Below are 13,613 nucleotides of genomic sequence, written 5' to 3' on the forward strand. Positions count from 1 at the left end.
CCAGCGGCATTCGCCGCCGTCCGGACCGCCCCACGGATCAGAAGGTGATGTTGGCGCCGATGTTCCACGTGCGGGCACGCGGGTAAGCGCCGGAGTCGACGCCCCGCAGCCGCGAATCGCCGCCGATGCTGTTCACCTCGGGATCGAAGCCCGTGTAATCCGTGAGCACGAAGAGGTTCTGACCGGTCAGATAGAGCTCCGCGCTGCTCACCCCCGGCAGCAGCCGCTCGGGGAGCTGATAGCCCAACGTCAGATTCGACAGCCGCAGGTACGACCCGTCCTCGATGTAGGCCCCGTAGAGACGACGCGGACGGGCGTTGTTGGCGCGCGGAATGTCGGTGTCGGTGTTCTCCGGCGTCCAGCGATCGAGCACCCGCTCCGACTCGTTCAGGAACCCGGTCGCGCTCTCCGTGAAGACGCGCGAGACGTTGGCGACCTCGTTGCCGTACGAGAAGGTGAAGAACGCGTCCAGGCGCACCGGCCCCCAGGTGAAGTTGTTGGAAAACCCGCCGTAGAAGTCCGGATCGGCGTAACCCAGGATGGTGCGATCGTCGGCGTTGATCACGCCGTCGCCGTTCTGGTCCACCAACTTGTACTCACCCGGCGTGCACTCGTCCGAGTTGTTGAGATAGCATTCGTCACCCTCCTGCCACAGACCGTCGGTCTCGTAGCCGTAGAAGGTGCCAAGCGGCTCCCCGACCTTCACGATGTGGCTCTGCCCGCCGTCCAGGAACCAGCCGTAGCGCGAGCCACCGGGGTAGATGTAGTCCACCCCGCCGAGGTCGGTGACCTCGTTGCGGTTCACCGAGACGTTCAGCGTGCTGCGCCAGTTGAAGCTGGGCGTGGTCACGTTGACCGTGCTCAGGCCCACCTCGAAGCCCCGGTTCTCGACCTCACCGAGGTTGCGAAGCTGGTTGACATAGCCCGATGTCCGCGGCAGGTCGACCCAGAGGAGCAGGTCGCTCGTGGTAGAGCGATACGCGTCCAGGGTCAGGGCGATGCGGTTGTCCAGGAATGCCATGTCCAGACCCACGTTGAACTGCTGCTGCTTCTCCCACTTCAGGTCCGGATTCGGCGCCGAGCTGGAGGGGCGCAGCGTGACCACCTCGTCGTTGATGCCGATGCCGACGAACTCGGTGGACAGGCGAGACAGCGACTGATACTGCGCGACGGCCTGGCTGCCCGTGACGCCGTAGCTGAGACGCAGCTTCAGCTCGTCGAAAAGGGTCTGATCCTGCATGAAGGGCTCGTCCACGATCCGCCAGGCGAAAGCGGCGGAGGGGAAGAAGGCCCACTTGTTGTTCGCGCCGAAGCGGCTGGAACCGTCACGCCGCCCGGTGAGGGTGAAGAGGTAGCGGTCGAGGAGATTGTAGTTGATGCGGCCCAGCGTCGAGATCAGGGTCCAGTCGCTGTAGCCAGTGTCGACGCCGCGGTTCCCGGCTCCCGCGCCGAGGTCGTGCCAGGCGATCTCGTCGGTCGGGAAGCCCTGCCCCTCGGACCACGAGGACTCACTCTGGTACGTCTGGACGGAGAAGCCGCCCAGCACCTCCAGCGAGCCCGCTCCGACCTCACGCCGGTAGGTCGCGGTGTTCTCGCTGGTGAGCTGCCGGTCGTATCCGTCTCCCATCGCGGCCACACCGTTCGCCCCGTCACCGGGGGCGATGGTGCTGGGCGCGAAGTACGGGTTGCGCCAGAAGTGCGCGTTGATGCCCGCAGTGGTCTTCAGTACGAGGTTGTCGAGCAGGTCGTACTCAGCGTAGACGTTTCCGATGCCGCGGTACTCGTTCCGGACGTCCACGATTTCCATCATGTTCGCCAGCGGATTTTCCAGCTGCTCGCCGAGTACCGCCCGCTTGTTCCAGTTGCCGTCTTCGTCCTTCGGGGCCAGCGAGGGGTCGAAGTTGATCGCCGCCAGGATTCCGCGGGCGCTCGCCCCGATACCGCCGTTCTCCGACCGGTTGATCGCCTGGTGCACCCGGGCGAAGCTCAGGCTCGTGCCGGTGCGGAAGCGGCTGCTCATGTTCCGATCGAGGTTGAACCGCAGGCCGTAGCGCTCGAACCCGGTGTTGACGAGAATTCCCTCCTGGTCGACGTAGTTCCCGGAGATCAGGTAGCGGGTACGCTCATCGCCGCCCGTAAGGGTGATGGAGTGGCTCTGCTGTGGCGCCCGCTGCGTCATCAGATCGACGTAGTTGTACGTCTGCGCCGAAGCGATCTGCTCCTGCGTATAGCGGGGTTCCCGCCCGATGTTGGTGTACGCCTCGTTCACCAGCTCCATGTACTGCGGAGCCGTGAGCGGGTTGATCGTCTTACTGATCTCCTGCCACCCGTAGCTCGTCTCGACCCGCACCTGGTCGGCGCCGGACTGCCCGCGCTTGGTGGTGATCAGGATCACGCCGTTGGCGGCTCGCGAGCCGTAGATCGCGGTGGCGCTCGCGTCCTTCAGGATCTGGATCGACTCGATGTCGTTCGGGTTGATCTCGTTGAGCGGGTTGTAGGTGGGGTCCTCCGAGTTAGTCCCCTGCACGGCCGGGATGCCGTCGATGACGTAGAGCGGCTCGCTGTTGGCGCTGATCGAGTTCGTGCCTCGGATCCGCACGCTCGAGCCCGCGCCCGGCACGCCGGAGTTCGTCACCACCTGCACGCCGGGAGCCTTCCCCTGCAGCGCGTTGGAGACCGCCGTAACCGGGGTGGCTTCGGTCAGCACGTCCTCGCCCGACACGGAAGCGACCGCCCCGGTAAGGTTGCGCTGGCTGGTCGTGCCGTACCCGATCGCCACGATCCCTTCCAGCTCCACCGCGGCAGCCGACAGCGTCAGGTTGGCCGTAGCGGTCGCGCCGGCTTGCACGGTCACCGTCTGCGTCGCCTCACCGTACCCGAGCATGGTGGCTCGCACGGTGTGCGTTCCGGCCGGCACGCCCTCGAGTGTGTACCGGCCGTCAGGTCCCGTCAGCGCTGCGGCTCCCGTCCCGACGACGGTCACACTGGCCCCACTGAGCGGGGCCCCCGCATCGCTGCTCACGGTACCGCTGATCGCACCTGTCGCCTGCGACCAGCCTGCTCGGGGTAGCCCGAGCAGTACTGCGCACAACAGAACTGAGGTCCATCTCATGCTGCGCTCTCCGGATGGATGGCAATTGCGGCAGCCCCCGATGTGGGACTGCCCTGAGCGGGCCGCCGGTCGGAGCGAGTCGGAGGGTGACCCGGCGGGGCCCGCCAGAAATCGGCGTGAAATAGAGTGTTATCTGACTATTAGACGCACATCGTGCAGCGGGGTCACGAGCAGACCCCAAGTAGCCCACGGCCTTACCAGTAGACGTTCTTCCCTGTTGTGTCAAATACTGCAGCGCAGGCTTCTTCGTAGATGTCGATACAACGAATAAGCGCGGCGATCGATGACCGCCGCGCTCTCAAAGGAACGGGGCCCGCGAGAGAGACGGGCCCCGTTTGCCTCAGCTATGCTGGAACGATGCTCGGGAACTATGCCTGGGAACGGTATTCGGGAGTGAGCTCCTCCCGGACCCGCTCGAGCAGGCGTTTAGTGGCGAGGATCCCCTCCTCTTCGGGGATTTCCCCTTCGTACTCGATGCCGACGAAGCCGCGGTAGCCGGCATCCAGGACGATGCGCAGCATCCGGCGGTAGTCGATCTCGACCTCGTTCCCTTCCGCGTCGAACGCGTGTGACTTCGCGGACACTCCCTTGGCGTACGGCATCAGCTCCTGGACGCCCTGGTAGCGGTCGTACCACTCCTCCGGCTGTCCGTTTCCGCCGGAGAGGCGGAAGTTACCGAAGTCGGGGAGGGTGCCCACCGTCGGCATGTCCACCCGCTGGATCACCGCCGCCAGCCACTTGCCGTTGCTGGAGAGCCCCCCGTGGTTTTCGACGATCACGTTGATCCCCTGCTCCGCCCCGTACTCGCCGAGCCGGCGCAGACCGTCGGCCGCGAGCGCCAGCTGCTCGTCGTAGCTGCCGCGACTGGCGGCGTTCACGCGGATGGAGTGACACCCCAGGAAGCGCGCGGCATCGACCCACTTGTAGTGGTTCTCCACAGCCTCCGTGCGGCGGGCGTCATCAGGGTCGCCGAGCATCCCCTCGTTGTCGCACATGATGAGCACGTTACGGACTCCGGCGTCCTCGGCCCGCTGCTTCATCTCCCCGAGGTACGCCATGTCCCGGGCCTTGTCCATGAAGAACTGGTTGACATACTCCACGGCTCCGATGCCGAAGCGCGAGCGGGCGAGCCCGGCGAAGTCGAGGTTGTCCAGTTGCCCCGCACGCAGGGAGCGGTGCAGGGACCACTGCGCCAGAGAGATGTCGAACAGCGGCCCGGAGGCCGCGCTCTCCGCGGCTCCGCTCGCGCAGCTCATGGAAGACACCATGCTGCCGCCCAGAAGCACGGCGGCACTCGAACGGATGAATTCACGGCGATTGACCTCGGACATGGGTGGAGTGGCTCCGGTGAGGTGAAGCGATCGGCGGCCTGGGTAGCCGCAGCGGTGAGAACTCTCTCCCAGCCGGGAGAAGAAAGGGCGCGGCTCCGGGCCGCGCCCCACGGCAATCTACTTGGCAGCCAGCTCCTGCGCCGTCCACGGCGTCTTCCGGGAGGCAAACTCCTTCCGGATCGCCGCCACCACCTCCGGCGTCACCGGGCTGGCCTCGTTGCCGAAGTTACTGCGGACGTAGGTCGCGACCGCGGCAACTTCCTGATCGTTTAAGCCCCCGCCCCAAGGCGGCATCATGCCCGCGTAGACCTCGCCCCCGACGTCGATCTCGCCCGTCAGCCCGTGAAGGATGATCTTGACCAGCCGAGCCGGGTCCCCCGTGACCCACTCGCTCTCCGCGAGGGGCGGGAAGGCACCAGGAACTCCCTGTCCGTTAGCCTGGTGGCACGAAGCGCACACCGTTGCGAACACCTTCGCTCCATCCGCCTGAGCCTCCGCCCGCGTCGTTGCGAAAGCCAGAGCTGCCAGAGCGATCACCAGCGTCCCTCCCCATTGCCGCAACGGAGAGGCTCCTGCACTCAGCTTCAACACTAAATCCTCCCGAGGTGAATCAGGTTCGACGACGCCCCGCGGTTCAAGAGGAGCGGCAGGACAGAGCCGGGGCACGAACCCTCCGGAAGCACCTCGGGTGGGTGCCTCCGGAGCCCCGGCCGCGCTCCCCTTGTAGTCCCGCGGTACGGCGAGTGTTCCGATGACGGTCTAACGCGAGGTGGTCGTCACCGGCGGAGCCGCCTGCGGGGACTCGTCGTCGATCCAGCAATATCGGCTCACGTTCGAACCCGGCGCGGGCGCCCAGAAGCCGGTGAATTCGGCCACGTAGAGGCAACCGTCCGGGCCCAGCTCCATGGAGATCGGGCTCGTGCCCGTCAGCACGTCGAAGGTCTTCAGATTCGCCAGCCGCTTGGTGGGAATGCGGAACTGCCGACCGTCACTGCGCACGTCCTGTACGGTGTCGCTCTCGAAAGTCCCGTTCACGACATCGCCCCACTTGATCCACTTACGCGACCAGTCGTAGACGAAAACCTTGCCCTGGAAGATCTCCGGGAAGGCGTGCTCGCCGTCCGATCGGTAGATCGGCCCGAAGGTCGCCGACCGTCCGCCCGTCTCGTAGGTATACTCCCAGAGCGGCGGCACGTAGTTGGGGATCATCTGCGGCGTCCACTCGTTGTAGAACAGCCGTCCGGTGGCGCGGGGCCAACCGAAGTTCTCCCCTCCTTGCAGCGCCACGTCGTACCAGTCGTAGGTCGTCTGCTCGTCCGGGCCCACGATGCCGATGTAGACTCGCCCGGTCGGCGCGTCGTACTTGATGCGGTAGGGGTTACGCAGGCCGTAGGAGTAGATCTCCCAGCGTACCCCCGGCTCGCCGTAGAACGGGTTGTCCTTGGGGATCGAGCCGTCCTTGTTGATCCGCAGAATCTTGCCTCGCAGGTCCTGCAGATTCTGAGCGGTCCGCTCGGAGTCGGCCAGGCGAGACCAGTGGTAGCCCTCGAGCCTGTTCCGCTCCACGAAGGCGTTGACGGCTTCCTCGGTCAGCTCCTGCGTGGGACGGGTGCCGCTCTGCCCCGTGTCGCCGGTGGAGATGAACAGGGTGCCATCCGGGCCCCACTCCAGATCGCCCGCCTGGTGGCAGCAAGCAGGCTCCGTCGGCACACGCAGCAGCACCTTCTCCGAGGACATGTCGATCTGCCCGTTGGCGAAGGTGAAGCGGGACAGCGTGTTGATGAAGGTCTCCGGCTGCGCGTAGTAGAGGTAGACGTACGGCTCGCCGTTGTAGAAGTTCGGGTCGATCTCGATCCCGAAGAGACCGTGCTCGATGTTGGTCGGGTCGGTCGTGGGGATCTGAGCGACCTGTGTGGCCTGCCCACTGGCGGCGTCGTAGCGGAAGACCTTCCCGGTGAGCTCGACGATCCAGACGTTCCCCTGCTCGTCGATGGCAATGTCATCCGGCCAGACGCCTTCGACGATGGTCTCCTTCACCCGGTGACCCGAGAAGTCGGCCGGCTCCCTGCCCGCGGCTTGCCGCATCCCCACCAGCAGGTGCTGCAGGAAATCGGGATTCCTCCAGATATCACCGAAGTGGCCCAGCTTGGTGGCGAAGACCCGGCCCTCGCCGTAGCGGCGAATCCAGGAGATCGGGTAATCGTCACGGGTCGCGTCCGCCGACCCCACTGGCACCCCCACGCTGGGCATGTCCAGAGAGAGGAGCACGTGGCTGTTCCACCGCGGGTTCTCGTCCAGCACGTAGATCTCGTCGCGGATCCAGAACCCGTCCCCGAGGTGCTGAACGGAGGTGTTCTCGTGATCCTCCACGTTGATGCGGACGCTCCGCGTCCACGGGTGTTCCTGGAAGAGGCCTCCACCCACCATCTCCCGGTACTCGTCGAAGCCGTAGAGCGCATCGAGGCCGGCATGCGCGACCACCAGTCCCTTACCCGAGCGCACGAAATCGACGATCGCCTGCTGCTGGGCGAGGGTGACCGGGGAAGGAACGTTTTCCGTTCGTGTCTCGGCGATCGCCTCCGGCGTCTTCTCCGCCGGCTCGGCGCGCAGCGTCGAGTTGGCGAGGAAGAGTAGATCGTAGCTGGCCAGATTGGCCGGCGTCAGGACCGAGAGGTCCTCCGTGAGGTCGAACTCGAACTCGGTCGTACGCTCCAGTTCGGGCAGCACCTGGTGAATCGCCTCGATCGCCTCGGTGTGCCGGAAGCCGTGCGTGGCGGTGATAACCAGCGTACGGATCGGCTGATCGCTCTGCGCCTCGAAGAGGTCGGCGAGGGTCATCGGCGGGTTGTCCACGCTCAGCGGAGTCACCCGGATGTTCCGGAACCAGACCTTGGAGTCGTCGTCGTGGTTCTGCAGGCCGATGTAGCCCTCGCGGCCCCGGGTACCGATGAACTCGTTGACCTTCGCTCCGTTGAGGTAGATCTGATAGTGTTGCCCCCGCACTTCGATCCGGTACTCGTTCCACTCTCCGGCGGGCTTCGCCGCCAGATGCGATGCGGGAGAGAAGGTGTAGACGGCACCCGTCTGGTGCAGTGGGTCCTGCAGATCGTCGATCTGGATCTCGTAGCCGGCGTCGACCGGCACCCAGGGATCGTCGGTCTGCTCGGGGAAGCGAACGAAGATCCCGGAGTTCGCGCCTGGCGAGTTCGTCTTGTACTCGAGCTCGAGCACGAAGTCGCGGAAGGGCCGCTCCGCGTAGTAGAAGAGCCCCATCCCGCCGTGGCTGACGAGCGCACCGTTCTCCAGGGTGAAGCCACCGGGGCCGATCTGTCTCCAGCCTTCGGTGTTCTCCCCGTCGAACAGCACGATGCTGCGGCCCTCAGCGCCGCCGACGCCGCGTGCACCCCCCTGCACTCCCGCGCACCCCATGGCGAGCGCCGCGATCATGGCGACGGAGCCGAACTTCCTCCATCCGTTCATCTTCATCGGTAGCGTCTTCATTCGGGGTCAGCGGGAGCGGAGACCGGCCTTCTGGGCCTCGGACAACGCGGCGGCGAGACCGCCCTCCATCCAGATCGGCTCCACCCTACCGTTCTTGTTGGCATCCACGCCGTCGCGGGCGCGCTCGAGCAGCGCGGTCATGGCCGCGGCGTGCTCCTGCGCCTCCGCCACCTCGGTCCCGTAATCGGTCTTGATGATGTTGATCGCCTGCGCCTCGGCCTCGAAGAGCCAGCCGGTGTCTGCCGTGGAGTTCCAGAAAGCCGGCGGTGCGTCCCACATATGCGTGAGGCTGATGCGCGGCTGCACCTCGCGTCCCTTGTAGCCGCGCGTGATGTGCGTCCACCCGATCACGTCGTTGAGCGACGCCAGCGCGTTGGCCGCCGCCTGCCGCCTGTCGGCGGGCGTGTTCGAGGTGCTGTCGGCGAGCGCCTCCAGCCGGGCGCGAACCGCGCGCCCGCGGCCCACGATCCCCAATTGGGTGGGATCGGTGATGCGCGGCGGCGCGGAACCGAGCCGCTTCACGAAGTTGGGATCGAACTCCGCACCGGTTACCTGCCAGCGCTCCTTCCACCCCAGTCGGGCGACCTCGGCCGGCTCGGCGCCGGAGACCTGGGGATCGATTCCCCAGATCAGCTGCAGCACCTGCGCGGCCCCCTGCTTCACGCCCGCGACGTTCGAAGCGCTCTGCGCCTGACGGCTGGCGGCGATCGCCTGCTCCAGTAGCTGTCCCATCTCGGCGAGCAGCGCCCCGGCCTGCTGATCCGAGAGATCCTTACCGAAATCCGACATCGTCGGCCGGTCGGGAGCGACTGGCTGCTCGCCTTCCTCCTGGGCGGCGACCACGCCGGGCAGGAGTGCTACGGCGAGCAGGGAGCTCGCGAAGGCGGCGCGCCGCCTCCCGTGTCTGGAAAATGCCATGGATGAATCGCGTCCTGGTTGTCCGATGAGCCGGTCGAATGCGGACCGCCTCAGGAGAGGAGCCCGCGGAGATTCCGGTAGCTGGTGGTGATGCTCGCGATCGAGCCCCCCGGGTACTCTGCCGCGTTGTCGTGCTCCACGAAGAAATGCTCAGTCCCGGCCTGCCCCACCTGTGCGAAGATGGCGGCGAAATCCAACTCTCCCTCGCCGACGGGAACCATCGCCTGCGAGCCTGCACGATCGGCCATGTCCTTCACGTGGAAGAGGCGATAGCGGCCTGGGTCCGCGGCAAACATCGCCAGGGGGTCCTGCCCGCCGCGCACCGCCCAATACAGATCGAGCTCCAGCGCCACCAGCGCCGGATCGGTCTCCCGGAGGAGGATGTCGTAGGCGGTCGTGCCGCCCCCCAGATCCTGGAACTCAGCGGCGTGGTTGTGATAGCCGAAGCGCAGTCCGGCACGCGCCACGACCTCCCCGATGCGGTTGAACTCCGCGGCCAGCTGCCGCCAGCCCTCTGCCGTCCGCCCATTGGCGGATGGAACGATGAGGTAGTGGTGGCCGATCACCTGGGCATCGCCCATCAGGCGGTCGATGTCGCCCCGGAACTCGTTCAGACCGATGTGGGCGCTCGGCGCGGTTACGTCCAGACGGTCGAGAATGTTCCGCACCTGCGCCGCCGAGTGGTTGTAGTAGCCGGCGAACTCGAACTCCCTGTATCCAATCTCCGCCACACGGGTCAGCGTGCCCTCGAAGTCGGCCTGCAGCAGGTCGCGCACGGTGTAGAGCTGAATTCCGATCGTGCGACCGGAGATGAGGTCGATGCTGCCCCCGCGTCCTCCGGCAGCGCCGGTGGAAGCGCAGCCGGCCAAGAAGCCGCCGCCCGCGAGGAGGCCACTGTAGGCCATCGCACTGCGTAGGAAGGCACGGCGATCGATCGCTGCGAGACCCTTGTCAGGCGTCATGGTTGTCGTGGCGGTAGAGGTTCCACAGTCATCGCGAGGCGCGCGCGTGTGGAACCGGTCGATGAATCGGAATGACGAACGAGAGCCCCGACGGTTGCCGGGGCGAAGCACCGTGGGCGGCCAACCGGCCGCCCACCAGCAGCTGTGGCTCAGGGGCCGGCTTCGGTGGCAACCTCCGGCACTTTCGCCGGAGCCCCTTCGTCCACGTCGCTCTTGAAGAGCACGATGAATGCGGCCAGCACGGCCGCCGCGAAGGCCGCCGGAATCCACCAGAAGGTTGCCCAGGTCTGCATCGACTGCGAGACGTCCGCGCCGAGCACACTATCGAACAGCGCTCCGGCGATCTGCGCACCGAGGAGCATGCCCACCCCATAGGTGACGAACACCACGAAGCCCTGAGCCTGTCCGCGAATGCCCGGCTCCGACCGCTTATCCACGTAGATCTGCCCGGCGACGAAGAAGAAGTCGTAGCAGATTCCGTGGAGCAGGATCCCCAGGATGATCATCCAGGTGATCGTGGCCGGGGCGCCCAGCGCGAACAGGGCGTAGCGAGCCACCCAGGCGAGCATCCCCATCGCCAGCATCCACTTCACCCCCAGACGGGCGAAGAAGAAGGGCATCAGCAGCATGAAGAAGAGCTCGGACATCTGCCCGAAGCTCATCTTGAAGGCGGGGTCCGACACCCCCGCCGCGTTCACGAACACCGGCGCGTAGGCATAGTACGCAGACAGCGGGATGCAGATCAGCAGCGAGCTGGCGATGAAGACCCAGAAGGGGCGGCTGCTGAGCCGCGACAGCGCGTCGAGTCCCAGAATCTCCCGAGCCTTCGGCCGGGTTCCGGCGAGCGGTGGAGGCGTGTGAGGCAGGCTGAAGCTGTACAGTCCCATCAGGATGGCGGCGCCGCCACCCACATAGAAGGGGATGGGCGTCTCGTCGGCGTGCAGGATGCCGCTCACCAGCACACCCGCCACGATCCACCCGATGGTGCCGAACACCCGGATCAGCGGGAACTGCTTCTCCTGGTCGGTGACGTGGTGGAAGGCGAGGGTGTTCGCCAGTCCCATCGTCGCCGCGAAGCAGAGCGAGTGGAGCAGCAGCATGGCGATGAAGCCCGGGGGCGAACCGGCGAAGGCCGGCGCCATCAACAGCGCCACGCCGCCGATCATCTGGGTGACCCCGAGCACCTTCTCGGTCGCGAAGAACCGATCCGCCACCATCCCCAGGAAGAACGGCGAGACGATCGAGCCGATCGGGTGGACCGAGAAGGCCCAGTCGATCGTGTCGGCCATCCCGACGCTGGTCATGTAGTTCCCCACCGTGACGTACCAGGAGCCCCAGATGAAGAACTCCAGGAACATCATCAGACTCAATCGGGCGCTGAGCGTTCGATTCACTCGGATATCGGCTGGAGACTGAACGGGAAGGTTGGGAGTGGCCAGAAACTAGGCTACGGAAGCCGGGATGGAAAGGGGCGCGCGGCCCGATGCGTCATCCCGACCGCTTACGGTACTGCCGCACGGCCAGAGCGAGCACGGTGGCGCCTCCCGCACCCAGAATCGCGAGCTGCCGTGAGACGTCCGCAAGCCCTGCCCCCTTCAGCAGCACTGCGCGCATCAGGTGGACGAAATGGGCGAGTGGGTTGAGCTGGGCCAGCCACTCTGCCCAGGTGGGCATCGACCGGAGTGGGGTGAAGAGGCCGCTCATGAGCAGGTAGACCATCATCAGCGCGAAGGTCAGGAACATCGCCTGCTGCTGCGTCTCGACCACCGTCGAGATCCACAGGCCGATCCCCAGCGCGAGCACCAGGTAGACGGACGCGGAGAAGAAGATCAACAGCAGGCTGCCCCGCACGGGAACCCCGAGCACCGCCCACGCGAAGGCGAGCCCCAGCGCCAGGTCGACCATCGCAAAGGTCCACAGGGGAATCAGCTTCGCGGCGATGAAGGCCGATCGGGAAACGGGGGTGACGTTCAGCTGCTCCAGCGTGCCGGCCTCCTTCTCCCGCACGATGTTGAGGGCGGTCAGCAGACTCCCGATCAGTGTAACCAGGACGACCAGGATCCCCGGGACCATGTACGCACGGTAATCCATCTCGGGGTTGTACCAACCGCGCCGGCGCACCTCCAACCGTGGGCCGACCTCACCGAACGGCGAGCTTCTCACACCTGTCCGGTAGGTTGTCTGGTAGGCGCTCGGGCTCCGCTCCGCGGCCACTTCCATCGCGTACCGGTCGATGATTCGCGAGGCATAGAAGCCGATGACGGCCGCCGCGGCCCCGTCCTCTGCATCCAGGATCAGCTGAGCGGGCGCCTCCCCGCTTCGCACCAGCTGCGCCTCGAACTTCGAAGGGAACACCAGGATCGCGTCGGCCGCGCCGTTGAGCATCGCCTCGTCCGCCTCTACGCGCGATGCGCTCGCGCCCACGAGGTGGAAGCGGCCGGAGGCGAGGAGGCGGTCTACCAATTCCCGAGACGTCTCACTTCGGTCGTGATCGATGACGTACACTCCGGCGCTGCGCACCTCGAAGGTGACGGCGTGGGCCAGGATCAGGAGCTGCACCAGCGGCATGATCAGGATGAGCCGCAAGAGCACGGGGTCCCGCACGATCTGCAGGAACTCTTTGCGCAGCAGGAAGCGAAGGGTACGCATCAGACCGCGAGGCGTGGCCGGAAGGCGCGAACGGCGGCGAGGATCAGCACGACCAGCATCCCGGTCAGGATCAGCAGCTCCATCCAGACGTACTCCAGCCCCACCCCCTTCAGCATCACCCCGCGGGCGATCACGATGAACCAGCGCGCGGGGACGGCGAGGGTGATCAGCTGAAGCCAGTTCGGCAGGCTCGCGATCGGGAAGATCATGCCCGAGAGGAGCGCATTGGGCAGCATCGTGCCGGCCAGCGCCGTGACCATGGCGGCGCGCTGTGACGGCGCAACCGAGGCGATCACCACCCCGAGCGCCAGTCCGACGAGCGCGTACAACACGCTCGCGCTCAACAGCAGGAGCAGGCTGCCCCGGAACGGAACGTGGAAGATCAACCAAGCCGCGAGCAACGCCGTCACCGCGTTGGCAAAGGCGAGCAGCAGGTACGGCATCACCTTGCCCGTGATGATCTGCCACGGGCGAAGCGGCGAGACGAGGAGGATCTCCATCGTTCCTCGCTCCTTCTCGCGCGAGAGCGAGATCGCCGTCATCAGCGCCGAAACCATGGTCAGCACCAGCGCGATGAGGCCGGGCACGAACAGGTTCACGCTCTCGAGGGTGGGGTTGAAGCGCATCCGCATGCGGGTCTCGATGCGCAGCGGCGCTCGACCGCCCAGCTCGCGCTCGAAATCCCCGATGACCGCCGCGGCATAAGCCGCCATCGTGCTCCCGGTGTTCGGATCTGCCGCGTCCCCGACAAGCTGAAGCGCGGCACCCCGCTCGGAGGCGAGGTCACCGGCGAAATCGGGTGGGAAAGCGAGGGCGAGGTCGACCGCTCCGCGGCGAAAGAGCGGCTCCAGAGCCTGCACGGTGGGAGCGGAAGCGACCATGCGGAAGTGCCGCGTGCCCTCGAAGCGCGCGCGCAGGGCAAGCGAGGCGGCATCGGGAGAGGGATCGACGAAGGCGATGCGCACGTCCTCGATGTCGTTGCGGAGCGCATAGCCGAACAGGACCACCTGCGCGAGCGGCAGCAGCAGAAGGATCGCCAGAGTCTGCCTGTCGCGGAGCAGATGCCAGACCTCCTTGACCATGAAGGCGCGCAACGCGACGAATGCCGGACTCATGGCTGTCCTCCTGGCCGTGCCTCAA

General features: G+C 66.2%; 9 protein-coding genes. All 9 read right to left on the bottom strand.

Translation table 11 applies throughout. The features are described from left to right. Window positions 1–37 precede the first annotated feature (37 nt). Entirely contained in the window at window positions 38–3,112 is a 3,075-nt protein-coding gene (locus tag VF167_16220; protein ID HEX6926971.1) for a TonB-dependent receptor, read from the bottom strand. A gap of 368 nt (window positions 3,113–3,480) precedes the next feature. After that, a complete protein-coding gene (locus VF167_16225) occupies window positions 3,481–4,443 on the bottom strand; it encodes a sugar phosphate isomerase/epimerase family protein (GenBank protein HEX6926972.1) in 963 nt (320 codons plus the stop codon). 117 nt (window positions 4,444–4,560) lie between these two features. Then, the gene (locus tag VF167_16230; GenBank protein ID HEX6926973.1) at window positions 4,561–5,031 is read right to left on the bottom strand and encodes a cytochrome c; all 471 of its coding nucleotides are present in this window, start codon (window positions 5,029–5,031) and stop codon (window positions 4,561–4,563) included. A gap of 171 nt (window positions 5,032–5,202) precedes the next feature. Beyond that, complete coding sequence (locus tag VF167_16235; protein HEX6926974.1) at window positions 5,203–7,944, bottom strand: family 16 glycoside hydrolase; 2,742 nt, start codon at window positions 7,942–7,944, stop codon at window positions 5,203–5,205. 6 nt (window positions 7,945–7,950) lie between these two features. Then, a complete protein-coding gene (locus tag VF167_16240; protein ID HEX6926975.1) occupies window positions 7,951–8,862 on the bottom strand; it encodes a hypothetical protein in 912 nt (303 codons plus the stop codon). Window positions 8,863–8,912: 50 nt separating this feature from the next. Further along, window positions 8,913–9,824, bottom strand: a complete 912-nt coding sequence (locus VF167_16245; GenBank protein HEX6926976.1) for a sugar phosphate isomerase/epimerase — start codon at window positions 9,822–9,824, stop codon at window positions 8,913–8,915. Between the two features lie 149 nt (window positions 9,825–9,973). Further along, the gene (locus VF167_16250; GenBank protein ID HEX6926977.1) at window positions 9,974–11,218 is read right to left on the bottom strand and encodes an MFS transporter; all 1,245 of its coding nucleotides are present in this window, start codon (window positions 11,216–11,218) and stop codon (window positions 9,974–9,976) included. A gap of 94 nt (window positions 11,219–11,312) precedes the next feature. Beyond that, window positions 11,313–12,473 (bottom strand): ABC transporter permease, encoded by a 1,161-nt coding sequence (locus tag VF167_16255; protein ID HEX6926978.1) that lies wholly within the window; start codon window positions 12,471–12,473, stop codon window positions 11,313–11,315. Further along, complete coding sequence (locus VF167_16260) at window positions 12,473–13,588, bottom strand: ABC transporter permease (protein HEX6926979.1); 1,116 nt, start codon at window positions 13,586–13,588, stop codon at window positions 12,473–12,475. The genes VF167_16255 and VF167_16260 overlap by 1 nt, the downstream gene beginning before the upstream one ends. Window positions 13,589–13,613: the final 25 nt, after the last annotated feature.

Source organism: Longimicrobiaceae bacterium, from assembly GCA_036375715.1.
Taxonomy (GTDB): domain Bacteria; phylum Gemmatimonadota; class Gemmatimonadetes; order Longimicrobiales; family Longimicrobiaceae; genus DASVBS01.